The organism is Mesorhizobium sp. PAMC28654 (genome assembly GCF_020616515.1).
Taxonomy (GTDB): domain Bacteria; phylum Pseudomonadota; class Alphaproteobacteria; order Rhizobiales; family Rhizobiaceae; genus Mesorhizobium.
On the sequence record NZ_CP085135.1, the window covers coordinates 4,538,106 to 4,563,267 of the forward strand.

21 protein-coding genes are annotated in these 25,162 nt (G+C 63.1%); 12 read left to right on the forward strand and 9 right to left on the reverse strand.

Annotated features, from left to right (window positions below; genetic code table 11):
• Positions 1–39 precede the first annotated feature (39 nt).
• Entirely contained in the window at positions 40–1,509 is a 1,470-nt protein-coding gene (locus tag LGH82_RS22245) for a M48 family metalloprotease (RefSeq protein ID WP_227349659.1), read from the forward strand.
• A 23-nt stretch (positions 1,510–1,532) separates the two neighbouring features.
• Here LGH82_RS22245 and LGH82_RS22250 read toward each other — a convergent pair whose 3' ends face one another.
• Positions 1,533–2,390: an RNA polymerase factor sigma-32 gene (locus LGH82_RS22250; protein WP_227344789.1), complete on the reverse strand. Its 858-nt coding sequence runs from the start codon at positions 2,388–2,390 to the stop codon at positions 1,533–1,535.
• 300 nt (positions 2,391–2,690) lie between these two features.
• On the opposite strand from LGH82_RS22250, the gene LGH82_RS22255 reads away from it, so the two are divergent.
• The 3 genes from LGH82_RS22255 to LGH82_RS22265 all read left to right on the forward strand — a co-directional run bounded on the left by LGH82_RS22255 (position 2,691) and on the right by LGH82_RS22265 (position 5,056).
• Entirely contained in the window at positions 2,691–3,464 is a 774-nt protein-coding gene (locus LGH82_RS22255) for an amino acid ABC transporter substrate-binding protein (RefSeq protein ID WP_227344791.1), read from the forward strand.
• Positions 3,465–3,605: 141 nt separating this feature from the next.
• Entirely contained in the window at positions 3,606–4,286 is a 681-nt protein-coding gene (locus tag LGH82_RS22260) for an amino acid ABC transporter permease (protein ID WP_227344793.1), read from the forward strand.
• Positions 4,283–5,056, forward strand: a complete 774-nt coding sequence (locus tag LGH82_RS22265) for an amino acid ABC transporter ATP-binding protein (protein WP_227344794.1) — start codon at positions 4,283–4,285, stop codon at positions 5,054–5,056. Before LGH82_RS22260 ends, LGH82_RS22265 begins: the two co-directional genes overlap by 4 nt.
• Positions 5,057–5,143: 87 nt before the next feature.
• Here the strand turns inward: LGH82_RS22265 and LGH82_RS22270 are convergent, their stop codons facing one another.
• From LGH82_RS22270 to LGH82_RS22295, 6 genes are all read right to left on the reverse strand, one after another.
• Positions 5,144–5,725, reverse strand: a complete 582-nt coding sequence (locus LGH82_RS22270; protein ID WP_227344795.1) for a CarD family transcriptional regulator — start codon at positions 5,723–5,725, stop codon at positions 5,144–5,146.
• A gap of 369 nt (positions 5,726–6,094) precedes the next feature.
• On the reverse strand, positions 6,095–6,433 hold the full coding sequence (fdxA, locus tag LGH82_RS22275; RefSeq protein ID WP_095089463.1) for a ferredoxin FdxA: 339 nt from the start codon (positions 6,431–6,433) through the stop codon (positions 6,095–6,097).
• Between the two features lie 149 nt (positions 6,434–6,582).
• A complete protein-coding gene (locus LGH82_RS22280) occupies positions 6,583–6,969 on the reverse strand; it encodes an RNA-binding S4 domain-containing protein (protein ID WP_227344796.1) in 387 nt (128 codons plus the stop codon).
• Between the two features lie 26 nt (positions 6,970–6,995).
• On the reverse strand, positions 6,996–10,400 hold the full coding sequence (locus LGH82_RS22285) for a helicase-related protein (protein WP_227344797.1): 3,405 nt from the start codon (positions 10,398–10,400) through the stop codon (positions 6,996–6,998).
• 704 nt (positions 10,401–11,104) lie between these two features.
• A complete protein-coding gene (phbB, locus tag LGH82_RS22290) occupies positions 11,105–11,830 on the reverse strand; it encodes an acetoacetyl-CoA reductase (RefSeq protein ID WP_227344798.1) in 726 nt (241 codons plus the stop codon).
• Between the two features lie 91 nt (positions 11,831–11,921).
• Positions 11,922–13,100, reverse strand: a complete 1,179-nt coding sequence (locus LGH82_RS22295; RefSeq protein WP_227344799.1) for an acetyl-CoA C-acetyltransferase — start codon at positions 13,098–13,100, stop codon at positions 11,922–11,924.
• On the opposite strand from LGH82_RS22295, the gene LGH82_RS22300 reads away from it, so the two are divergent.
• Both LGH82_RS22300 and phaR read left to right on the forward strand, forming a co-directional pair.
• Positions 13,087–13,278 carry a hypothetical protein gene (locus tag LGH82_RS22300; RefSeq protein ID WP_227344801.1) on the forward strand — a complete coding sequence of 64 codons (192 nt, stop codon included), beginning with the start codon at positions 13,087–13,089 and terminating at the stop codon, positions 13,276–13,278. The two genes, LGH82_RS22295 and LGH82_RS22300, sit on opposite strands and share 14 nt — an antisense overlap.
• 118 nt (positions 13,279–13,396) lie before the next feature.
• Entirely contained in the window at positions 13,397–14,008 is a 612-nt protein-coding gene (gene phaR, locus LGH82_RS22305; RefSeq protein ID WP_227344803.1) for a polyhydroxyalkanoate synthesis repressor PhaR, read from the forward strand.
• 57 nt (positions 14,009–14,065) lie between these two features.
• Here the strand turns inward: phaR and LGH82_RS22310 are convergent, their stop codons facing one another.
• On the reverse strand, positions 14,066–15,205 hold the full coding sequence (locus LGH82_RS22310) for a citrate synthase (RefSeq protein WP_227344805.1): 1,140 nt from the start codon (positions 15,203–15,205) through the stop codon (positions 14,066–14,068).
• A gap of 91 nt (positions 15,206–15,296) precedes the next feature.
• Here LGH82_RS22310 and LGH82_RS22315 point away from each other — a divergent pair, with 91 nt between their 5' ends.
• From LGH82_RS22315 to LGH82_RS22340, 6 genes are all read left to right on the forward strand, one after another.
• Positions 15,297–16,385 (forward strand): citrate synthase/methylcitrate synthase, encoded by a 1,089-nt coding sequence (locus tag LGH82_RS22315; protein ID WP_227344808.1) that lies wholly within the window; start codon positions 15,297–15,299, stop codon positions 16,383–16,385.
• A gap of 235 nt (positions 16,386–16,620) precedes the next feature.
• Entirely contained in the window at positions 16,621–17,403 is a 783-nt protein-coding gene (locus LGH82_RS22320; protein WP_227344809.1) for a 3-hydroxybutyrate dehydrogenase, read from the forward strand.
• A gap of 94 nt (positions 17,404–17,497) precedes the next feature.
• A complete protein-coding gene (locus tag LGH82_RS22325) occupies positions 17,498–18,625 on the forward strand; it encodes a patatin-like phospholipase family protein (RefSeq protein WP_227344810.1) in 1,128 nt (375 codons plus the stop codon).
• A gap of 775 nt (positions 18,626–19,400) precedes the next feature.
• A complete protein-coding gene (locus LGH82_RS22330) occupies positions 19,401–20,576 on the forward strand; it encodes an efflux RND transporter periplasmic adaptor subunit (protein WP_227344811.1) in 1,176 nt (391 codons plus the stop codon).
• Between the two features lie 80 nt (positions 20,577–20,656).
• Entirely contained in the window at positions 20,657–23,833 is a 3,177-nt protein-coding gene (locus LGH82_RS22335; RefSeq protein WP_227344812.1) for an efflux RND transporter permease subunit, read from the forward strand.
• A gap of 118 nt (positions 23,834–23,951) precedes the next feature.
• On the forward strand, positions 23,952–24,110 hold the full coding sequence (locus LGH82_RS22340; protein WP_227344813.1) for a DUF3309 family protein: 159 nt from the start codon (positions 23,952–23,954) through the stop codon (positions 24,108–24,110).
• A 61-nt stretch (positions 24,111–24,171) separates the two neighbouring features.
• On the opposite strand, the gene LGH82_RS22345 is transcribed toward LGH82_RS22340, so the two are convergent.
• Entirely contained in the window at positions 24,172–25,128 is a 957-nt protein-coding gene (locus tag LGH82_RS22345) for an SDR family oxidoreductase (protein ID WP_227344814.1), read from the reverse strand.
• Positions 25,129–25,162: the final 34 nt, after the last annotated feature.

A 25,162-nucleotide genomic window follows, 5' to 3' on the forward strand; every position in this document is an offset into this window, starting at 1 on the left:
AAGGAAGCGGTTCTGTCGACCCGCACGCATAGAGTCCGGATGAATCCGCTGGCGCGCTTCTTCGCGCTAGCCGGCTTTGCCGTGGCGCTGGCAAGCTGCCAGATGTTCACGCCTCCGGCAGTCCAGGAATCCGGCTTCCAGCCTTCCGACAAGCCGATCACGGTCGACAATGTTGCCGCCAACAGCAAGCTCGCCGAAATGGCCAAGGCGCAGCATCCGCGCATTCTTGCCACTTATGGCGGCGAATACTCCGACCCGAAGCTCGAACGCATGGTTGCCAAGGTCGTCGGCAATTTGACCGTCGTGTCGGCAAACCCGACCCAGACCTATCGCATCACCATCCTGAATTCGCCCAACGTCAACGCCTTCGCGCTGCCAGGCGGCTATCTCTACATCACGCGCGGCCTGCTGGCGCTGGCCAATGATTCTTCGGAGCTGGCCGCAGTCATCGCGCATGAAATGGGCCATGTCACCGCCAATCACGGCCTGCAGCGCCAGCAGCTCGAGGCCGAGGAGGGCCTGGCGACCAAGGTCGTCTCCGACGTGCTCGGCGACAGCCCGACCGCCAAGGCGGCGCTTATCCGCGGCAAGCTCAGGCTTGCCCAGTTCTCGCGCAACCAGGAGCTGGAGGCCGACGCCATCGGTATCAAGTCGATCGGCGAGGCCGGCTACGACCCTTATGCCGCCGGCCGCTTCCTGCAGTCGATGTCGGCCTATACAGACTTTCGCTCGATCAGCGGCGCCACCGACCCCAGCCTCGACTTCCTGGCAACTCACCCCAACACGCCGCAGCGCATCGATCTGGCGCAGCGCCATGCCCGCCAGTTCGGCGCGCCCGGCTTTGGCACGCGCGATCGCGATTCTTTCCTGGCCGGCATAGACGGCCTGCTTTACGGCGACACGCCCGAGGAAGGCTATGTGCGTGGCGAAACCTTCCTGCATCCGGGACTTGGCGTGTCCTTCTCGGTGCCCGAAGGCTTCGTCATCGACAATTCGGCAGCGGCTGTGACGGCGACCGGCCCCGGCGACACGGCGATCCGTTTCGACGGCGTCTCGATCGACAAGAACCGTCCGCTGACCGACTATATCCGCAGCGGCTGGGTTGCCGGCCTCGTCGACAGCAGCGTCAAGCAGGAGACGATCAACGGCAATGAAGCGGCGACCGCGCATGCGGGTGCCGAGGGCTGGCAGTTCGATATCGCGGTGATCCGGGCGGGTGGACAGGTCTACCGGCTGCTGACGGCGGCACCTTCGGCCAGCACAAACCTGGACAGCGTCGCGCGTTCGGTCAGCGGCAGCTTCCGTATCCTGAGTGCCGCGGAAAAGGCGGCGCTGAAGCCGCTGCATATTCGCGTGCTGACGGTGCAGCCGGGGCAGACCATGGGCACGCTTGCGGCGCAGATGGTCGGCGTCGATCGCAAGCTCGACCTGTTCCGTGTGCTCAATGCACTGTCGCCCGGCGCCGCGGTCTCGGCCGGCGACAAGGTGAAGATCGTCACCGACAAATAGCAACTGCTCTTGTGCTGATGGGATCAGGCGGCCATGAATTCGGGGTTCTGCCTGACCAGCGCGACCTTGAGCTTCTCCATGGCGCGTGCCTCGATCTGACGGACACGTTCCTTGGAGATGCCAAGCGTCTCGCCTAGCGCTTCAAGCGTCGCGCCTTCTTCACTCAGCCGGCGGTCTTCGATGATCCTGAGCTCGCGGGCGTTCAGGGCACCGAGCGCGGTCTTCAGCCAAAGCGAACGGCGCTCGACATCGATCGTGTCGCCGGCGACCTCGTCGGGCAGCGGATCGTCCGAAACCAGGAAGTCCATGCGTTCCGTTGCGCCTGAATCATCAGCCAGCGGTGCATTGAGCGAACTGTCGGGCGCCGAGAGGCGTGAATCCATCATTGCCACATCGGCTTCCGAGACGCCCAGCGCAACCGACACCTCATGATAGAGCGTGGCGTTTGAGAGCGGCTCGGTGCCGTTGGCGAGGCGGGCACGCAGGCGCCGCAAATTGAAGAACAGCGCTTTCTGCGCCGAACTGGTGCCGCCGCGCACGATCGACCAGTTGCGCAGGATGTAGTCCTGCATCGCGGCGCGGATCCACCATGTCGCGTAGGTCGAAAACCGAACTTCACGCTCAGGCTCGAAACGGGCCGCGGCTTCCAGCAAACCGACATGACCCTCCTGGATCAAGTCGCCTAGCGGCAGGCCGTAGTGCCGGAACTTCGACGCCATGGAGATGACCAGCCGCATATGCGCGACGGTGATGCTGTGCAGCGCGTTCTGGTCGTTGTCTTCCTTCCAGCGCAAAGCGAGGATGTGCTCCTGGTCACGTTCGAGATAGGGAGCCTTCATCGCCGCGCGGACCATGGTCCGCCCTGCCGTGTCCTGTATCATGCCATGCTCCCTTTTTCGGGCGTTCGGACGGCGGGGTGGTTGAAATGATTACGCCGTGCCCGACAACAGCCGAGAAACGTGTCACGCCGGAGAATGGTTCCGCTGCGCTCACCATGTGGATTGCGCCGTTCCTGGCGCTCCGCAAAGGAGGTGATTGGTGCCAATCGATACGTTTCGGAGAATTTGATTTCAGAACGCGATGCTATTCGGAATCTTGTTCCTTATTTTGTTTGCAAGCATGTGCCATTTTCCAAATCTCACAATGCGCCGCACAACGGCCAAGGACGGGATCACAGAAAAATGAAATGGCTTAAATCGCTCGTTGTCGCCGGAGCCCTGCAGGTTCTGGCCGTCGCCGCCGGACATGCCGGCGCCAATCTCGATCAGATCAAGCAGGCAGGCACCATCAAGATCGGCACGGAAGGCACCTACGCGCCCTTCACCTATCATGATGCTTCCGGCGCGCTGGTCGGTTTCGATGTCGAAATCGCCAAGGCGATCGCCGACAAGCTCGGTGTCAAGCCGCAGTTCCTCGAAGGCAAATGGGACGGGCTGATCGCTGGCCTCGACGCCAACCGTTACGACGCCGTCATCAACGAGGTCGGCATCACCGACGCGCGCAAGGCCAAGTACGACTTCTCCGACCCCTACATCGCCTCCAAGGCGGTGCTGATCGTGCGTGGCGACAATACCGACATCAAGGGCTTTGCCGATCTCAAGGGCAAGAAGTCGGCGCAGTCGCTGACATCGAATTTCGGCAAGCTGGCCGAGACGAACGGCGCTGAACTCGTCGGCACCGATGGCTTCGACCAATCGATCCAGCTGCTTTTGACCGGCCGCGCCGACGCCACCATCAATGACAGCCTGTCCTTCCTTGACTTCAAGAAGCACAAGCCCGACGCCAATGTGAAGATCGCCGCGCAAGAGGAAAACGCTGACTATTCCGGCGTCATCGTGCGCAAGGGTGATCCGGAACTGGTCGCGGCGATCAACAAGGCGCTGGCCGACATCAAGGCCGACGGTACCTACCGGAAGATCGCCGATACCTATTTCGGCCAGGACGTATCGAAATAACTTTCACCAGGATGGGCCGATCGCCGGCCCATGCAACATGCCTAGCGGCGAGCCGTCTTTGACGGCCCGCCGCTTTTGTCGTGATATGCCCCGGCATTCGCGCTTCGATGATGCCGGCTTGACCGGATGGAGGGGTTTTTCGTGCCGCACTGGCTGCAATTGATGCTGGAGTCGCTGCCTTCGCTGCTGTGGGCCGCACTCATCTTCACCGTGCCGTTGACCCTGCTGTCCTTCGCCCTTGGCTTGACTGTCGGCCTGGGTGCGGCGCTCGCCCGGTTGTTCGGCGCCAAGCCGCTGGTCGCGCTTGTGCGCTTCTATGTCTGGATCTTTCGCGGCACGCCGCTGCTGGTGCAGCTGTTCCTGATCTTCTACGGCCTGCCGTCGGCCGGCATCCTTCTCGACGCCTTTACAGCGGCCTTGATCGGCTTCACGCTCAACATCGGCGCCTACACGTCGGAGATCATCCGCGCGGCGATCGGCTCGGTGCCGAAGGGACAGTGGGAAGCCGCCTATTCGATTGGCATGACCTGGAGCCAGGCGATGCGGCGGACCATCCTGCCGCAAGCCGGCCGCGTCGCGGTGCCGCCGCTTTCGAACACTTTCATCTCGCTGGTCAAGGATACGTCGCTTGCCGCCGCCATCACCGTGCCGGAAATGTTCCAGGCCGCGCAGCGCATCGTCGCCACCACCTATGAGCCGCTGATCCTCTATGTCGAGGCGGCGATCCTCTATCTGGCGCTGAGCTCGGTGCTGTCAGCTCTGCAGACGCGGCTGGAAACACGGCTCAACCGCTATGGCGGCTTCCTGGAGGCGCGCTCATGATCGGCCTCACCAACATCGAAAAGCGCTTTGGCGACAATCTCGTCCTGAAGGGCGTGAGCGTCACCATCGACGAAGGCAGCGTCACCGCGCTTGTCGGCCCCTCTGGCGGCGGCAAGAGCACGCTGCTGCGTTGCATCAACCTCTTGGAGATCCCGACCTCCGGCACTGTGCGTATCGGCGATGAGACGCTCGAATTCCACCCGGGTGGCAAGGTCCCGGCCAGGGACATCCAGCGCCTGCGGCTGCAGACCGGCATGGTGTTCCAGAACTTCCAGCTGTTTCCGCACCGCACCGCGATCGAGAACGTCATGGAAGGCTTGGTGACGGTGTTGAAATGGCCACAGGAGAAGGCGCGAGAGCGGGCGCTCGCCCTGTTGGAAAAGGTCGGGATGGCACACAAGGCCGACGCCTGGCCCGCGACGCTGTCGGGTGGCCAGCAGCAGCGCGTGGCCATTGCCCGGGCGCTGGCGCCGTCGCCGAAAGTTCTGCTGTGCGACGAGCCGACCTCGGCGCTCGATCCGGAACTGGCGCAGGAGGTGGTCGATGTGCTTGGCAAACTGGCCAGCGAAGGCACGACCATGGTGATGGCGACGCATGACCTGCGCCTCGCCTCCAAGATCGCGCAAGAGGTGGTTTTTCTCGACGCCGGTGTTGTCGTCGAGAAGGGGCCAGCCGCCGTGTTGTTCGGCAATCCGGAGCATCAGCGAACAAAGCGGTTCATCGCGACGCTGAAGCAGGAGGCGGATAAGGAAGGTGGCGGCCAGGCGTAGGCGGCGCCGTCGCTTTCAGCCCTGTTTTCCCAAAAACAAAAAACCCGGCGCGAGGCCGGGTTTTTCTAAACTTGAAGGCGGAAAAGCTCAGGCAGCTTCTTCCTGCTCGGCTTCCTCGTTGTCAGCCTTGGCGCCGCGCTTGGGGCCCTTGTTGAGGTTGACCTCGATGAGGCGCACCGCTTCGGTTTCCGACATCCGGTTGACGGCCGCGATCTCGCGGGCCATGCGATCCAGCGCCGCCTCATAGAGCTGGCGCTCGGAATAGGACTGCTCCGGCTGGTTGTCGGCGCGGTAGAGGTCACGCACCACTTCCGAGATCGAGATCAGGTCGCCCGAATTGATCTTCGCATCATATTCCTGGGCGCGGCGCGACCACATGGTGCGCTTGACGCGGGCGCGGCCCTGGACGACCTTCAATGCGCGCTCGACATAATCCTCTTCCGACAGCTTGCGCATGCCGATGGAGGTCGCCTTGGCGACCGGAACCTTCAGGCGCATCTTGTCCTTCGAGAAGTCGATGACGAACAGTTCCAGCTTGTGACCGGCAACTTCCTGCTCGTCGATCGAGATGATCTGGCCAACGCCATGCGCCGGATAGACGATGAACTCGCCGGTCTTGAAACCGTGACGTGCCGCGCTGGACTTCTTCTGCGGGGTGATCGTTGCCATTACGCCCTGAACTCCTTGTTGTGGTGCCGGCGTCCTGCCAGCCTAATTCGCGCGACCGGTGGGGTGCCGATCGTTAGCCGCACAACGGGTGAACCCATCGGAAAAGCCGGGACCGGCAAACCGCACATATTGCGACCGCCTGGCCCAGATTGCTCTGGTCCGATTGAGAAATTCACCTTTCAGTGATTTGGGGCTTCTGCGCCATAAATCGACGTTGTGTCACCGGCATGTTTCTATGATGTAACACAAAAAGTCGGAAGAATCAAGGTTTTGCTGCATTCGCGAAGGTCATGCAACACCGGCGCTGTCAAGGCAGTTAATGTGTAGTGCCTCTTACGTAGCGTTATGCCGGGCAAACCAGCCGTGCCGTCAGTCGCCTTCGCCAGGCTCCGCCGAGAAGTACTTCTCGAACTTGCCAGCCTCGCCATCGAAGGATTTGGCGTCGGCCGGCGGTTCCTTCTTGGCCGTGATGTTGGGCCATTTCTCGGCGTATTCGGTGTTGATCTGCAGCCATTTGTCGAGGCCGGACTCGGTGTCGGGCTTGATTGCGTCGGCAGGGCATTCCGGCTCGCAGACGCCGCAATCGATGCACTCGTCCGGATGGATGACGAGCATGTTCTCGCCTTCGTAGAAACAGTCTACCGGACAGACCTCGATGCAGTCCATGTACTTGCATTTGATGCAATTGTCGGTCACGACATAGGTCATCGGTCGGCTCCGGGACGTCCCATTTTTGCTGGGCTTTTTTCGTGAGGTAACGCCTTTGCCGGCTGCTGGCAAGGGCGGCCATTGCGACTGATATCGGTGTTTACGGAATGGAATTCCAGATGGCTGCCGCATTGGGAGCCGGTGATGGCTCAATCCTCGCCGAACAGCCGGTCCGTCTGGCGACGCTCCTTCTTCGTCGGACGACCGCTGCCGGCCTCGCGCAGCGCGGGAATTGCATCGCGAACGCTTTCGTTCTTGGGTGCGGGCGGTGGCGACATGTCCTCGTAGAGCGTGCGCGCCTCCTCGGCGGGACCGCGTCGCACGCCTGTATTCAGCACCTTCCAGATGAAGATGCGCCGCTCAAGCGTGATGGTCAGCACATCGCCGGGCTTGACCATGTCGGATGCCTGCGCTGCTTTGTCGCGATTGATGCGAACCCGGCCGGCCACCGCCAATTTGGCGCCCAGCGAGCGCGATTTCACGGCGCGCGAGAAGAACAGCCACTTGTCGATGCGTTGACGGTCTCGCGCGACCATTGGAGCAACCATCGAAGCGAGCCAGCCTACTTCTTCAGTTGATCACGCAAGGCGGCAAGCTTGGCGAAGGGAGAGTCCGGATCAAAGCGCACCGGGCGCTCCTCGCGCGGCTTCGGCTGGAACACAGGCTTTGCACCTTGTGGACCACCCTTGTTATCCGGCCTGCCACCCTTCCAGTCGGGCCGACTTTCGCGACGATCGGGGCGTTCGCCCTGCGGCTTGCCCTCGCGACGCTCACCGCCTTCACCCTGGGGTTTGGGCTTGAACTTCGAGCGGTCGAAACGTGGCTTGCCGGCCCCCTCGCGCTGATCGCGCCGTCCTTCACGAGCAGGCCGTTCTCCGGGCGTAGCCGCCGCCTGTCCGGCCGTCGCGGCATCCGCCGGCGCATCGCCGGGGCCGCGCGCGGCCTGGCCGTTGCGCGGACGGTTGTTCCTGCGGTTGTCTTCGCGGTGGCGCGGACGCTGGTCGAAACGGGCTTGCCGCCACAACAGGATGGGCTTTGGCGCTTCGGCTTCCGCTGCGGGCTCGACGATGGCTGCCGCTGGGGCTGCCTCCGGCACCGCGGCAATATCGCCTGACACCGCTTCCGCCATGGGCGCGGCTTCGGATACCGGCTCTGTCGGCGCGATCGCGACAGGTTCTGCTTCCGCCTCTGGCTCGGCAGCCAATTCAGGTTCGGCTGGAACTTCCGCAACTGCTTCCGTTACGGCCTCTTCCGTGGCTTCGGGGTGCTCTTCGGCTGCAGGCTCCGCGACCGCTTCCGCGATGGGTTCAGCGGCGATTTCGACGGTGTCCTCGACAGTGTCGGCTGGCTCCGAACCTTCGATCGATGCCTCCGCGACTGTGTCGGTTGCCGCGGCCTCCGCCGCCTTGGCCCGCTCGGCCCGTGCGGCCTCTTCCGCCACCAGCTTTGCAGCGGCCGCCTCGCGCGCGGCATTGTCCTGCGCTTCGAGCCGTGCCTTGACCTCCGCCGGTGGCTTAGGCTCGGCACGGTAGCCAAGGCCCTTCAGGATTTCTTCCATGTCGTCGGCATTGGCGCCGAGGATCGACATCATCGGCGGCGTCACCATGAAGGACTGGCCGTCATAGGCGCCGTCGGGGCGCTGGCCGAGGCCGGGCTTCCAGTTGGTCGCTGGGCGGATCAGGTCGGCCAGCCGCTCCAGAATGTCGACGCGCACGGCGCGGCGGCCGAGATTGCGATAGCCGGCAAGCTTGTAGAAGGACTTGTCGAAGGTCGGGTCGATGACCACGGAGGTGCGGCCGGAAGCGAGTGCGTGCACCACGTCGCCAAAGCCGGGCTTGTCCTTGCCGTCATTCTTCAACGCCCACAGCAGCGTCACCAGTCCGGCTGGCGCCGGCTTGATCAGGGCGGGCACGAAGACGTGGTAGGCGCCGAAGCGCACGCCGAGACGGCGAAGGGCCGCGCGACCTTCCTGGTCGAGCGACTTCATCTCGTCGGCGATGTCACGACGGTTGATGAGGCCGAATTGTTCGACGAGCTGGAAGGCGATGCCGCGGCCGATACCGGTGATCTGGTCGGCATTCTTGAGATCGACCAGCGGCTTCAGCAGTGATTCGATCTGGAAATTGACGAAACGCTCGGCACGCGCGGCGACCTTGTCGCGCGCCGGGCCGGTCAGCTGTTCGTCGGCCAGCAGCACCAGACGGGGCTTCAGCGCGTCCTCGCCTGACACCAGCGTGCCGATCGGCGCGCCGATCCAGCGCAGCGTGCCGTCCGAGCCAAGCGCGATATCGCCGTTGGCGCAGGCGCCAAAGCGTTCGGCGCGCGCCTCGAACTCGGTGGCCAGCGCTTTTTGCGCGGCCGTGCGCACGGCCTTGGCGTCTTCGCCGCCGGCGCTTTGGTCGGCGGTAAATCGGAACCCCTGCAACTCGCCGACATGGTGGCCTTCGACAAGGACGGTTCCGGTAGAACTAATTTCGGCTTCAGGCATGGTATTTTCTCTAAGGCGCCGCATGAGGACGGAAGTCCTGCGGTCTACGAAGCGTTTCGTCAACCGCTGATGCAACGCATCCGACAATCTGTCTTCGATTTCGCGCGTCTTTTCCTGCCAGTGTGCCTGATCGGCCAGCCAGCCCGGCCGGTTCGACACAAATGTCCAGGTGCGGATCTGGGCAATACGGTGGGAGAGCGTGTCGATATCGCCCTCGGTGGTGTCGGCTCGGCGCACTTGCTCGGCCATGTAGTTCTCGTCGACATGGCCATGCCTGGCGAGGTCCATGTAGATCGACGCAATGAGGTCGGCATGCTGGGCCGGCGCGATCTTCCTGTAATCGGGCAGGGCGCAGGCTTCCCAAAGCAGCGCGACGCGCTTGGCATCGGTGGCAAGCGCGCGGATGTCCTCGTCGCGCGACAGATATTCGAGCGCCTGCGCGTCGACCGCCGGAAGCGCGCGTGTCAGGCCCTCGACCGGTGCGTTGGTTTCGATCGAGCGCTTCAGCGCATCGAGGCTGGCGAAGTCGAAATGAGCGGTGCGCCACTGCAGCACCTTCACAGGATCGAAATCATGGCTCTCGATCCGTTTCACCAGCTCTTCGTCGAGCGGATCAACCTGGCCGGTGACGCCAAAGGTGCCATCGCGCAGGTGCCGGCCGGCGCGGCCGGCGATCTGGCCAAGCTCGGCCGCCGTCAGGTTACGATACTGATAGCCGTCGAATTTGCGGTTCTGGGCGAAGGCGACGTGATCGAGATCGAGGTTGAGGCCCATGCCGATGGCGTCGGTGGCGACGAGATAGTCGACATCGCCCGACTGGAACAGCGCCACCTGGGCGTTGCGAGTGCGTGGGCTGAGCGCGCCGAGCACCACGGCGGCACCGCCCTGCTGGCGGCGGATCAATTCGGCGATGGCATAGACCTCGTCGGCGGAGAAGGCGACGATCGCTGTGCGCCGGGGCAGGCGGGTCAGCTTCTTCGAACCGGCATAGGCGAGATGCGACAGGCGTGGCCGTGTCACCACGGATACGCCCTTCAGCAGGCGCTGGAGAATGCCGTGCATGGTGGCCGCACCCAGAAGCAGCGTCTCCTGGCGGCCGCGCAGATGCAGGATGCGATCGGTGAAGATGTGACCACGCTCGAGATCGCCGGCAAGCTGCACTTCGTCGATGGCGACGAAGGCGGCGTCGGTCTCGCGCGGCATGGCTTCCACCGTGCAAACCGAATATTTGGCGCCTGGCGGCTGGATCTTTTCCTCGCCGGTGATGAGCGCCACCTTGTGGGCGCCGACCTTTTCGCAGACGCGTGTGTAGACTTCCCGCGCCAGCAGCCTGAGCGGCAGGCCGATGACGCCAGTCTCATGCGCCACCATGCGCTCGATGGCGAGATGGGTCTTGCCCGTGTTGGTGGGCCCAAGCACGGCGGTCACGTCGCGGCCCGACAGGATCAGCGGCTCGGTATGTTTCTGTTGGATGTTCATCGACCTGGAAATAAGGCTTTCTGGCCTCTCGTTGTCGGGAGCGCGCCCCGGATGGCGCGCATGACAGGCGACACATAGGGATTTCGTGCGCGAAGCGAAAGCGGAATGTTCCAAAGGGCCGATCGAAGGTGCCGATCCTCGCCTTCGTTCCCGTTGCGATTAACAGTTGGAACGAGTCTGGAACGAATCAGCGACGAATCGCTGACTCGACGGTATTCATGCTTTGTTCACGGCTATATATGGATTTTTGAGGTGTGAATCTTACCACATGCTGAATCGTCGAACTGGCCCGTTTCATGCGGGGCAAGCACCATCGTTAACTTTTGCCGATGAACGATCCTGTCGGCTTGACAAGTGCCGCTCAACATTATGAAATTATTGATCTTTCTTAATGCGCCTTAACCGTTTGGCAGGCGTTTTTCGTCTCCGCCGTTAACCTTCCGGTCAAAGCCGGAACGAAACGGCGACGAATCAGTGAAAGCGCTATTTTCCTGTTTTGTTCTCCACAATATCTTGTGTTGTGAACAGGTTTTCCACCGATAATCCACAGGCTGGGGAGCCGGTCCCGGACAGCCGGAGCGGCCGCCGTTAATCTTTCCGTGCCGGAGCGGGCCACCGGGCCTCGCCGACCGCTCGCGGAACGGTGGAAAAGCGGGAGTTGCGCCCGCTCTTCCCAGAATCCAATACTCGGTCCAAGCGCCTCGTCAGGCGAAGTACTGGCCGCCATTGGCAGTAATGGTCGAGCCGGTGATGAAGCCGGCATCGTCGGAGGCAAGGAAGACGACGCAACGCGCGATCTCTTCCGGCTCGCCAAGGCGGCCGACAGGGATCTGCGGGATGATACGCTCGTTCAGCACCTTCTCGTCGATCGCCTTGACCATTTCGGTGGCGATGTAGCCGGGGCATATGACGTTGACGGTGATGCCGGCGCGGGCACCCTCCTGGGCCAGCGCCTTCGAGAAGCCTATGTCGCCGGCCTTGGCGGCGGAATAATTGACCTGGCCGGCCTGGCCCTTCTGGCCGTTGATCGAGGAAATGGTGATGACGCGGCCGAACTTGCGGTCGCGCATGCCGCCCCACAGCGGATGCGTCATGTTGAAGACACCGGACAAATTGGTGTCGATGACCTCTTTCCACTGCTCGCGCGTCAATTTGTGGAACATGGCGTCGCGGGTGATGCCGGCATTGTTGACGAGCACCGAGACCGGGCCGAAATCCGCCTCGATCTGCTTGATGCCGGCGGCGCAGGCGTCGTAGTCGGCGACCGACCATTTGTAGGTCTTGATACCGGTCTGCGCGGTGAACTTCGCCGCCGCCTCTTCATTGCCGGCATAGTTGGCGGCAACCGAATAGCCGGCGTTCTTCAATGCGATCGAGATCGCCGCGCCGATGCCGCGCGATCCACCCGTGACGATTGCAACCTTGGTCATGCATTTCCCCTTTTTGATGCTGCCCTGTTGTCGGGCTTGGCAGGCACTGGATATGAAAGGGGCGGCTCGCGCCGCCCGTTCAGTGGTCTTGTCAGAGTGCTTCCACGCACAAGGCGACGCCCATGCCGCCGCCTATGCACAGGGTGGCCAGCCCCTTCTTGGCGCCTCGACGGCGCATCTCGTAGACCAGCGTGTTGAAAATGCGGGCGCCCGATGCACCGATCGGGTGGCCGATGGCGATCGCGCCGCCATTGACGTTCACGATCGACGGGTCCCAGCCCATGTCCTTGTTCACGGCGCAGGCCTGCGCCGCAAAGGCCTCGTTGGCTTCGACTAGGTCGAGATCCCCAACCGACCAGCCGGCCTTTTCCAACGCCTTGCGCGAGGCGGGAATGGGTCCCGTGCCCATGATCGCCGGATCGACGCCGGCGGTCGCCCAGGAAACGATGCGCGCCAGCGGGGTGATCCCGCGCCTTGCGGCCTCCGCTTCGCTCATCAGCAGCGCGCCGGCGGCGCCGTCATTGATGCCGGACGCGTTGGCGGCGGTCACCGTGCCGTCCTTGTCGAAGGCCGGCTTCAGCTTGGTCATGGCGTCGATCGTGGCGCCATGGCGGATGTACTCGTCCTGGTCGACAATGGTGTCGCCCTTCTTGCCCTTGATGGTGAAGGGTACGATCTCGTCCTTGAACTTGCCGGCCTTCTGCGCGGCCTCGGCCTTGTTTTGCGAAGCCAGCGCGAACTGGTCCTGGTCGTCGCGGGTGATCTGGAACTGGCGGGCGACGTTTTCGGCGGTATTGCCCATGTGATAGCCGTTGAAGGCATCCCACAACCCGTCCTTGATCATGGTGTCGATCATCTTGTAATCGCCCATCTTGACGCCGGCGCGCAGATGCTCGGCATGCGGCGAAAGCGACATCGATTCCTGCCCGCCGGCGATGATCATCTTGGCATCGCCGGTGGCGATCTGCTGCATGCCCAAGGCAATCGCGCGCAGCCCCGAGCCGCAAACCTGGTTGAGGCTCCAGGCAGTGGTTTCCTTGGGCAGGCCGGCGATGATCGATGCCTGGCGAGCCGGGTTCTGACCCTGGGCCGCGGTCAGCACCTGGCCGAGGATAACCTCGTCGACCTCGGCCGGCTCGACACCGGCACGCGACAACAATTCCCTTATGACGACGGCACCGAGTTCATGTGCGGGGGTGGCGGCGAAGGCGCCGTTGAAGGAGCCGACGGCCGTGCGCGCGGCACTGGCAATGACGATGGAAGCGGACATTTTCTTCTCCAGACTTCAAGGTGGTATTCTGTCGTTGAGGACTTTTCTTGCCCTTTCCAGAACCCAAGTCAAACCGGAAATGGGCATGCCGGCCACGCGCCGCAAGCAGGGCATGCATTGCCTGCGCATCGGGCCGACCATTGCTGCGCAGCATATTTTGCCCGCTATGCAGCATTAATTGATCCCGCACTGCACAAACCGCTTGGATTTATGACGCTTTTGCGCATATCCTCAAAAAAGGCACAATCGTTACCGGCAACTTACTTAAGCGCGCCGGTGTCCCCGGGAGGATGCAGATGGCCGCTAAAGACGATCCGATCATCATCAAGAAATATGCCAATCGCCGCCTCTACAATACGGGGACGAGCACCTATGTGACGCTTGAGGACCTCGCCGAAATGGTCAAGAAGGGCGAGGAGTTTACCGTCCAGGATGCCAAGACGGGCGATGACATCACCCATCCGGTGCTGACGCAGATCATCTTCGAGCTTGAGAACAAGGACGGGCAGAACATGCTGCCGATCCCGTTCCTGCGCCAGCTGATCGCCTATTACGGCGACCAGATGCAGATGATCGTGCCCAGTTTCCTCGAGCAGTCGATGCTCGCCTTCTCCAAGGAGCAGGAGCGCTTTCGCGAGCAGATGAAAGGCGCGATCGGCAAGTCGCCGCTGGACATGATGAAGATCACGACGCCGATCAAGGCGCTGGAGGAACAGACCCGCCGCAACATGGAAATGTTCCAGAACGCGATGCGCTTATTCACGCCGTTCCCGCCAGCGGGCTCGAACGGCGCTGCCGCGGCGGCGCCTGAACCCGCGAGGAAGGAGACGCCGGAGAAATCCGACGACCTTCAGGAGCTGAAGGATCAGATGGCCGCGATGCAGCGCAAGCTCGACACAATGTCGTGAGGCCAGCCATCGAAAGGTCACCGGGCACATGTCCCGGCAGGCCGGGTCGATGGGTGGCTACGGCAGCAATCCCTCATAGCGCCCGCGCGGCCTGATAAGACTTCCACTCGTTATCTGTTCGACGGCATGCGCGGCCCAGCCGATGCCGCGGCCGAGCGCGAACAGGCGGAACGGCGTGTCGGACGGCAAGCGGAGACCGCGCGTCAGCGCGGCCAGAGCGAAATCAACGTTTGGTCGCATGCCTGTTGCCGCGAAGGCCATCTCGCGCAGGGACGACAGGACACTGTCGCTAGCAACCCTGGGGAGCAACGATGCTGCCCGTGGATCGCCATCGGGATAGAGCGGATGGCCGAAACCGGGCAGCGGCCGGTCATGGTCGAGCCAGCGCCTGATTGCCGCGTCGGCGCCGTGCCGGGTGGCGTCATCAGCCAGCTGCATCACCGCTTCGCCGGCGCCGCCATGGCGCGGGCCTGAAAGTGCCGACAGTCCCGCCAGCAGGCAGGCGGCCAGCGGCGCTCCGGTCGAGGCCGCGACACGTGCGGCAAAGGTCGATGCGTTCAGCTCGTGATCGGCGAGCAGGACAAGGGCGCGACGGATCGTGTCCGCACCCGAGGCATCCACTGACCAACCTTGCGCCAGGCGATCGTGGACAGCATCTGTTCCGGGGACCGCGCCGAGCGCGCCCGCCAGCATTCCAATTGCTTGCGCCGCATCGCCATGGAGCGAGGCGGGACTGCGTCCGAGAGAAGGACGGCCTTCGCCGGCAAGCGAGGCAAGTTGCGCAAAGGCAGCGGATCGGCCGCTTTGATGCGGGCTGTCCGTCGACGGTGACTGGAAACGCACCTGATTTGGCAATGCCCACAGGACACCAGCCGTTTCTTCCAGCGTCGCCTCGTTGGAAAGCGCGACGGCATCCTGGCCGCGATAGACGAGGTGGCCATGCAGGATGGTCGAGATGGAAGTGGCGATCGCCGGCTCGCCCCAGGCAATCGCGCTCTCGGCGATGGCCGAAGGACGTCGCCCGCGTGCCCGGCGCGTCGCCAGCGCCGCGATGTCGTCGGCGCGATACTGGCTGCGGCGCGGATCTTCCTCGTCCGGTCGCATGCCGATGCGCCCACGGCTGACATAGGCGTAGAGCGTCTGCGCCCGTACCTTGAGCCTTCCCAGCGCTTCGTCCCGTGACAGCCACTCCGACATATCGACCCTATATATTGATTCTATTGATCAAGATTGATGGATTGATTGCCTAGCCTTATCTCCGATCCGGAAATCATTCAAGGAGACGGCTATGGTAAACGGGCTCGATGACGTGGTGGCGGCGGAAACCGTGCTTTCCGATGTCGACGGTCTTGGCGGCCATCTGACGATCCGAGGCCATTCGCTGCTGGAACTCGCTGGTCGCTGGAGTTTCTCCCAGGTGGTCCGCTTGCTGCTGGACGGCTTTTTCGACGATCTTCCGGGCGACGCGGAACTGGTCGAAAAGATCGGTCAGGCGCGCGGCGAGGTGTTCACGCGGCTTCAGCCACTGTTTCCGTCACTGGTTTCGCTCGACATCTACAGCGCTATGCGCGCCGGCATGGCCTTTCTGCCGGACGGCGACACGCTGGAGGACGCGCTTCGGCTGATCGCGGCACCCGCCGTGCTGACGCCGGCCCTGCTGCGCTTGCAGCGTGGCGAGCGGCCGATGGCGCCGGACGTGCAGGCTGATCATGCCGGCGACATGTTGAGGATGCTCAACGGCGCCGCCGCTTCGCCGGCACTGGCGAAAGCGCTCGACACCTACCTCGTCACTGTCTGTGATCACGGCCTCAATGCCTCGACCTTCGCGACCCGCGTGGTCGCCTCGACGCAGGCCGGCCTGACGTCGTCGATATTGGCAGGCCTCGGTGCGCTGAAGGGACCGCTACATGGCGGCGCGCCGGGCCCGGTGATCGAGATGCTCAACGCGATCGAAGCGCATGGCGACGCGGCCGGCTGGCTGCGCGATGAAGTCTCACATGGCGAGCGCATCATGGGATTCGGCCATCGTATCTATCGTGTGCGTGATCCACGCGCGGACGTGCTGAAGGCGGTCGTGCGCCAGCTGGGCGCGGAGGGCCAGACCGGTCGTCGGCTGGCTTTCGCCGAGAAGGTGGAGCAAGCGGCCCTTGAGGTGCTTCGGGTCGCCAAGCCGTCGCGCACGCTGCAGACCAATGTCGAGTTCTACACCGCATTGCTGCTGGAGACAGCCGGCTTCCCGAAGGAGGCGTTCACCAATGTCTTTGCTGCCGGGCGCGTCGCCGGCTGGATCGCCCATGCGCGTGAGCAGCAGACGACGGGACGGCTGATCCGTCCACAGTCGCGTTATGTCGGGCCTGTGCCGGACCTTGTTGCCTGACGTTCGCCTTCTCGATCCGTTGGACAGGTGAAGGCCCAGGTGAAAGAGCGGAGCAGCCTCTGGTTGGGCCGGCCGTAGCCACGCCCTTCTTGGCTTTGCCAACGGGGGGCATTGGTGCCCTCGATGACGAAAATTTCACGCCGTTACCTAGGGGTACCGCTGTTTTCGCGACGCGTAGGGCATATATGCTGCACTGCAACATTTATGCCTGCTCGCGCCGCGAAGGGAATTTGCCTTGATCGCCACAAAAATCGCTGTTGTCACCGGCTCCACCTCGGGTATCGGCCTGGCCATTGCCAATGCGCTGGCGGCTCAGGGCCACAACCTGGTCATCAATTCCTTCTCCGATACGGCCGCCGACCACGCCATCGCCGACGCGATCGCCAAACGGCACGGCGTCAAGACCGCCTATATCAAGGCCGACATGTCGAAGCCCGCCGAGTGCCGGGCGTTGATTTCCAAGGCGGCCGAGACATTCGGCACGGTCGATATTCTCGTCAACAATGCCGGCATCCAGCATGTCGCACCGGTGGAGGATTTTCCGACCGAGAAGTGGGATGCGATCATCGCCATCAATCTGTCGTCAGCGTTCCACACCATCGCGGCGGTGATCCCGCTGATGAAAAAGGCCGGCGGCGGACGGATCGTCAACATCGCCTCGGCGCATGGTCTGGTCGCTTCGCCCTTCAAGTCCGCCTATGTCTCCGCCAAGCACGGCATCATGGGGCTGACCAAGACGGTGGCCCTCGAGCTTGCGCGCGAAAAGATCACCTGCAACGCCATCTGCCCCGGCTATGTGCTGACGCCGCTGGTCGAGGCGCAGATTCCCGACCAGATGAAGGCCAACAAGATGGACCGCGAGACGGTCATCCGCGAGGTCATGCTTGAAAAGCAGCCGACCAAGGAATTCGTCACGGTGGAACAGGTGGCGGCGGCGGCGGTCTTCCTGTGTTCGGACGCGGCGGCTCAGATCAACGGCACGCATATTTCGGTCGATGGAGGCTGGACCGCCCAGTGAGGCCGGAGATTTCTTCAAACCTTCCAACTCAGTTCCAGAAACGAAGCGCCGAGCGGTTGAAAGCCAACAAGCTCGACACCTAAAGGACGACGCCATGACGAAAAACGGCAAGGCGGAGGAGACCAAGAAGATCAATATCGCGCTGCAGGGTGGAGGCTCGCATGGGGCGTTCTCCTGGGGCGTGCTGGACCGACTGCTGGAAGACGGGCGGCTCGACATATCAGCGGTTTCCGGCACCAGCGCCGGCGCCATGAACGCGGTCGCGCTGGCCGATGGCTTTGTGCGCGGCGGGGTTGAGGGTGCCAGACAGAAGCTCCATGATTTCTGGCGCGCGGTGGCGGCGAAGGGCCGGTTCAGCCCGGTGCAGCGCATGCCTTGGGATGTCGCCTGGGGCAACTGGTCGATCGAGAACACGCCGGGCTATCTGTTCTTCGACACCATGTCGCGGGTGTTCTCGCCCTATGTCGCCAACCCGCCCGGCCTCAACCCCCTGCGCGATGTGGTCGCGCGGGAGATCAATTTCGACAATGTGCGAGCCTGCAAATCGATGGAACTGTTCATTTCGGCGACCAATGTCGAGACCGGGCAGCTGCGCGTCTTTTCCGATGGCGAGATCGACCTCGACACGGTGATGGCGTCGGCCTGCCTGCCGCAATTGTTCCGCGCCGTCGAGATCAAGGGCGTGCCCTATTGGGATGGCGGCTATGGCGGCAATCCAGCGCTCTATCCCTTCTTCAAGACGACTACCGAGGATGTGCTTCTGGTGCAGATCAATCCCGTGGTGCGCGAGGGAACGCCGAAAAGCGCCAACGAGATCCAGAACCGCATCGACGAGATCACCTTCAACGCCGGGCTGCTGCGCGAATTCCGCTCGATCGCCTTCGTCAAGGAACTGATCGCCGCAGGGCGTCTGCCGCATGGCGAATACCGCGACATCCGCATGCACCGCATCGATGCCGACGAGGCATTCAAGGATCTCTCGGCGTCGTCCAAGGTCAACGCCGAATGGGCATTCCTGGCCTATCTGCGCGATCTCGGCCGCACCGCCGCCAGCGATTGGCTGGAGGAAAATTACGATGCGGTGGGCAAAACGGCGACGCTCGATCTCTCCGGCCAGCTCGATGACGGCTTCAAGCCGGTGCGTGGCCCAGCGCCGGGCCGGCGGGTCAAGGAATTCCTTGCCGCTCGGCTAAAGCCCGAGGTGGCGCGCCGTCAGGCTTGAGGCTCTTCAACAGGAGGTTGTGACGTTGGCATGAAAAGTTCCAAATCATGCTGACGCCTGCTGCCACCCGATTTTCGGAAGAGAGCGGGGCGACGGCGCCTTGGATCGTCAACCCGCCGAAGGAGCCTGCCGGCACGGAACTCTGTTCGTCCGGCGTCTTCGTCCTTGCAGCGTGCTGGTTGTCGCATCGCGGATGCCCGTCGGCGGTGGCTCAGGCGCGTATTGCCGCGCCGTCCGCAGTCATGGCTTCGATGGTCCGTATGATGGCGGGAGCCGAGGCTCGGAAATTCCGTACCGCCTTGCTTGATCTCCAATTCATACAGTAATTACAATGCCTTGTCTGAGTGGTCATGCACGGACAACCGACACATTTCGTCGGTCGAGATGGCGTGGTTCGGGAAATTCCCCGGCGGAAATCCGCTGGGATCAACAAGCTGGGCCGCAAGAAGTAGCCGTACCTCGAAGGTATTCGCGAAGGGTGCCCAGGGCGACCAAGACGGACCTCGTGGCTGGTTGCCAGGAGCGGATCGTAAGCCGGCGTCGGGACCGACGGAAACGATTTGCCGGCCGCACGAAAATCGATTCCAGCGGGTGCGCCTTGCCCGGCGACGCAATGTTCTCGCAACTTTCCGGCTATATTGCGGTGCAACTTTGATGTAGAAGCGCCCTTCGCCGATCACGGCAAATTGAACACGGCTTGGCGCGCACCCATATCGGCGACGCGCCCGCGTTACGGGACGCGGTGCTGGCCGAACCCGCAGTGGAAATAACGACGATGCCCAGAATCAGGTTTCACAAGCTTGCAGCCATTGTTGTGCTCATTGGTTTCGCTGCCTGGATGGCGACAGGCGAGTTTTCGTCGGTTGGTAGCATAGCCGCCAACAAAGCCAAGGCCGCCGAAGTCGAGCAAGGCAAGGCGCCGGACGCCAGCAAGCCGAAGACCACGGAAGTCGAGCCAAAGGCACCGCTGCGCACCGTCGCCGTGGTGACACCGCCGCGCCGCACCTATGCGCGCGCCATCCGCATTTCCGGGCTAACCGAAGCCGACAAGCGCGCCGTTCTGGCAACCCGTGTCGCCGGCGTCATCGAGAAGCTTCCGGTCAGGCAGGGCCAGCATGTCAAGACAGGCGATCTGGTGCTGATGCTTGCCGCCGAGGAAAAGATCTCGATGGTAAGCAATGCCAGGCAGCTTGTGGTTCAGCGCCAGGCGGAACTCGATGCCGCCGAGCGGCTGGCCAAGACCGGCAACCTGCCCAAGCTGCAGCTCGACACCGCCCGCTCCAATCTGACCCTGGCGCAATCCCAGCTGGACACGGCGCAAGCCGAGCTTGACCGCAACGAGGTGAAGGCGCCCTTCGATGGTGTCATCGACCGGGTCCCGGTGGAACTTGGCAGTTCCGTCATGCAGGGCAGCGAAGTGGCAACCATCCTGAAGCTTGATCCTGTGATCGCCCGCGGCGAAGTCAGCGAGCGTGACCTCGGCTACCTCAAGCTCGGCGACAAGGCCAATGTACGCCTGGTCAGCGGCCAGACCGTCGAAGGCACCGTGCGCTATATCAGCCGCGACGCGTCGTCAGCGACCCGCACCTTCCGCGTCGAGGTCGCCATTCCCAATGCCGATGGTTCCGTGCCGGCCGGCATGACCGCGGAAATCTCGCTCAGCGCATTGCCGACCGACGCGATCATGCTGCCGCGCTCCGTGGTGACACTCGGCGACAAGGGCGACCTCGGCATCCGCGCGATCGACAAGGACAACAAGGTTGTGTTCTTCCCGATAGACCTGGTCGACGACACGCCAACCGGTCTGGTGCTTGGCGGCATCCCTGCCGATGCGCGCATCATCGTCGCCGGCCAGGAACTGGTGAAGGAAGGCGATGTGGTCAAGCCGGTCGATGCCGATCAGGCGACAATCAAGAAGCTGATCGGCGAAGCCACCGCCGGCACGCAGTAGCGCAAGGAGCGCCGGCGCCGGGCCTTGCCCTGCGACAGCCGTCCGTTCGCCACTCCCCAAAGCAACAGCAGGCATAAGTCATGGATATCGTCAGACTCGCAATCAACAATGCCCGCCTGACCATTTCGGTCCTGGTCTTCCTGCTGATCGCGGGCTGGGTCGCCTATCAGTCGACGCCGAAGGAAGCGGAACCCGACGTTCCGATTCCGATGATGTATGTCAGCCTGATCTACCAGGGCATTTCGCCGGAGGATTCGGAGCGCCTCCTGCTGCGGCCGATGGAAAGCAAGCTGAAGAGCCTGAAGGGCCTCAAGGAAATGCGCTCGGCCGCTTTCCAGGGCGGCGGCTATGTGCTGGTCGAGTTCCAGCCGCAGACGAACCTGGCGACGGCGCTGCAGGACACGCGCAGCAAGGTGCAGGACGCCAAGGCAGACCTACCGCAGGCGGCCGAGGAGCCTGTCGTCACCGAAGTCAACATTTCCGAATTTCCGGTGCTCGTCGTCACGCTGTCGGGCGAATTGCCCGAGCGCGTGCTGGCCGCCGCGGCGCGCGAATTGCGCGACCGGATCGAGGAAGTGCCCGGCGTGCTCGAAGGCTCGTTGCAAGGCTCTCGCGACGACCTCGTGGAAGTCGTCATCGATCCGATGAAGCTGTCGTCCTACGGCCTGCAGCTCGATCAGCTGATCGGCGCCGTCAGCGCTTCCAACAGCCTGGTCGCCGCAGGCAATATTGAAGGCTCGCAGGGCAAGTATGCCGTCAAAGTACCGTCGCTGATCGAAACGCCGGAGGATGTGGCGTCCCTGCCGGTGGTCGCCGGCCCCAATGCCGTGGTCCAGGCCAAGGATATCGCGACGATCCGCTCGACCTTCGCCGACGCCACGACGATCACCCGCCTCAACGGCAAGCCGGCCATCGCCATCGAGGTCAAGAAGCGCATCGGCGCCAATCTGATCGACACGCTGACCAAGGTGAGGGCGGTGTCCGACACCTTCATCAAGACCATGCCCGAGGGCATGCATGTCACCTACACGCAGGACAAGTCGGTCTTCGTCAACCAACTGCTCGGCGATCTGCAGAACCATGTCATGATCGCCGTGATCCTGGTGTTCATCGTCATCCTCTATGCGTTGTCCGGTCGTGCCTCGCTGCTCATTGGCCTCGCCATTCCATCGTCCTTCCTGATCGGCATCCTGTTGCTAGCCATGATGGGTTACACGATCAACATGATCGTGCTGTTCAGCCTCATCCTGGCGGTTGGCATGCTGGTCGATGACGCCATCATCGTCACCGAATTCGCCGAGCGGCGCATGAGCGAGGGGATGCCGAAGGAGGAAGCTTTCGCGCTCGCCGCCAAGCGCATGGCCGGCCCGGTCATCGCCGCGACGATGACGCGTATCGCCGCCTTCTCGCCGCTGCTGTTCTGGCCGGGCATCATCGGCGACTTCATGAAATACATGCCGATCACCCTGATCGTCACGCTGTCGGCCTCGATGCTCTACGCGCTGGTGTTCGCGCCGACGCTGGGAGCCATCTTCGCCAAGGCGCCGGCGCATCACGCGGATGACAATCGCGACGGCTGGTACATGGCTGTTGTCAAGCAGGCGGTGCGTTTCCCCATCACCGTGCTTGTGCTCACTGTCACGCTGCTGTTCGGTATCGGTTTCGCCTATTCGAAATATGGTGCCGGCGTCGAGTTCTTCCCGAGTGTCGAACCCGACTACGGCCTGCTCTACGTGCATGCCCGCGGCAACCTTTCGCTGGCCGAAATGGACACAGCGACCAAGATTGCCGAAAACAGGCTGCTCGGCTGGCCGGGCGTGAAGTCGGTCTATACCCGCGTCGGCAAGTCCGACGGCGGCGGCCAGGATGTCCCCGAAGACGTTGTCGGTGTCATCCAGTACGAATTCGTCGACTGGCGCGAACGCAAGTCGGCGAACCAGATCCTGGACGAATTGCGCGGCGTCATGGCCGGCATCCCTGGCGTCGATGTCGAGGTCCGGGTGCCGGAAGCCGGCCCGCCGACCGGCAAGCCGATCCAGATCAGGCTTTCGGCCGTCGATCCCAAGGGGCTGGACGAGAAAGCCCGTGCCGTGGCGGCGCGCATTGCCAAGGTGCCTGGCGTCATCGATATTTCAGACGGCCTGCCGCCGCCCGGCGTCGACTGGGCGATCGAGGTCGACCGCGCCAAGGCGGCGCAATACGGCATCAGCCCGACCTCGGTCGGAACCGTGGTTCAGCTGGTGACCAACGGGCTCAAGCTCAGCGAGTACCGACCTGCCGGGGCCGACAAGGCCGTCGATATAAGGCTGCGGCTGCCGGAGGACCGACGCACCTTGTCCACGCTCGACGAGTTGAGGGTGCAGACCTCGCAAGGGTCGGTGCCGATCTCGAACTTCGTCGTCCGCAAGGCAAAACCGAGCGTCGGCATCCTCAACCGCATCGACGGCGCCCGCACCGTGGTGGTGCAGGCCAATGTCGCGGCCGGCGCGCAGGTCGCGGCTGTCCAGCAGGAGGTCACGAAGGCTGTCACCGACATGAACCTCGGCAGCGGCATACGCTGGAAGCTTGCCGGCTCGAACGAGGACAGCGCCGAAGCCAGCGCGTTCCTCGGCAAGGCCTTTGGCGCGGCGATCTTCCTGATCTTCCTCGTGCTTCTGGCGCAGTTCAACAAGTTCACCAGCGTGTGGCTGGTGCTGTCCTGCGTGGTCATGGCGACGATCGGCGTCTTCCTGGGATTGCTGATAACCGGCGAGACATTCGGCATCGTCATGTCGGGCATCGGCGTCATCGCGCTGGCTGGCGTTGTGGTGAACAACAACATCGTCCTGATCGACACCTATGACCGACTGCGCGAGGAAGGCTGGGACAAGATGGACGCGGTGCTGCAGACCTGCAGGGAACGCGCCCGTCCGGTGGTGCTGACGGCGGTGTCGGCCATTCTCGGCGTGCTGCCGATCGCCTTCGGCCTCGGCCTCGAAATCTTCCATCACGAGACGACGATCAATGCGCCGTCGACGCAATGGTGGATTTCGCTGTCCTCCGCGATCGTCTTCGGCCTCTCCTTCGCCACCATACTGACGCTGGTGGTGACGCCGTCGATGCTGATGGTGTTCACCCGCGCCAAGGTCAAGCCAGGCGCGCGGCGCGGCTGGTTCAGCCGGCTGTTCCGGCGCGGCAAGGGCGAGGTCTCGTCGGATGCGACGACAGCGGATGCCGGCGGCGAGCCGGCGATCGCCTTCCCGAAGGCCGCTGAATAGACAGGCTTTTCGATTTGCACGGCAAAGGCCGCCCGGAACAACCGGGCGGCCTTTTGCATTGTTCTCCCAGGAGCAATGCGCGGCATTGTCTCGGGGCAACACTGTGCGGGGAATTCTCATGCCGATCAGCACCATCGTCATCATCATCCTGATCCTTGTCCTCGTCGGCGCGGTACCGGCCTGGCCGCATTCGCGCTCCTGGGGATATGCGCCGTCAGGCATTGTTGGCGTCGTGCTGGTGGTGGTTCTTGTGTTGCTTTTGATGGGGCGGCTCTAAGCCGCCTTTTCAGTTCAGAGACGCGACGGGCCTGCGATGGCTGCACCCGCCGAGTTGCAAATCATGCGGCTTTCGCGCCATTCACTGTGGCAATGCCGAGGTCCTCGAGAGCCTCGGCGACCGCCCGATCCAGCGGCGTGTGCGGGATCTCGCCGATAATACCTTCAAGCCGCGTCGAGACGAGCTTGTGGCGCTCGAAGCGCAGGTAGGACATTGAGACGATCTCGCGCCACATCGCCACGAACGGGCTGCCGGCACGCAGCACCCACCAGGGCATCGAGGTCATCTTGAGCGACCGTCCTACTGCTTTTTCGGCGGCGGCCTTGATGTCCAGATCGGTGACCGCGTGGCCCGGAAAATTCAGCGCCTCGTAGAAGCCGAGCTTGTCCAGATTCTTGGCCAGTGCGACGAAGCCTACGGCGAAGTCCGGCAGATAGGCCCATTCATGCACGAGGTCGGCCGGTCCAGGCGCAGTGTAGGTGCCCTTGTTTATCTTGGCGGCGACGACCAGGTCGAACCACGAGCCGCTGCCGGTGCCGCCGAAGAAGTCGCCGGCCCGAAGAAGAATGGTGCGCACGCGGCCGGCTTCGGCCTCACTGCGAAACAGGTCTTCCATGGCGCAGCGGATGCGACCCTTTTCCGTCGTCGGGTGGAACGGCGTGTCCTCGGTGATCACCGCCGGCATTGGCGAGCCGTAATTGTAGACGGTGCCGGGGAAGAGATGCAGCGCACCGTTGGCATGGCAGGCGGCCATGACGTTCTCGGCCATCGGCAGGCACTTACCCCAGTCGGTGTAGATCGGGTTGAGGCCGTTGAAAATGATGTCGACGCCTGCCGTCGCCTGTATGAGGGCATCACGGTCGAGCGCATCGCCGGCGGCGGCTGTCGCCCCCTTGAGTTCCGCCGGCACCTTGCCGCCGCGGGTGATGGCGCGGACGTCGTAGCCGGCGTCGATGAAGGCCTTGGCGACCACGCGGCCGAGCCGGCCATTGGCACCGAGTATTGCGATCTTGGTCATTTTTCGTCTCCGTGTTTGCGTTAGGCCCCAAATA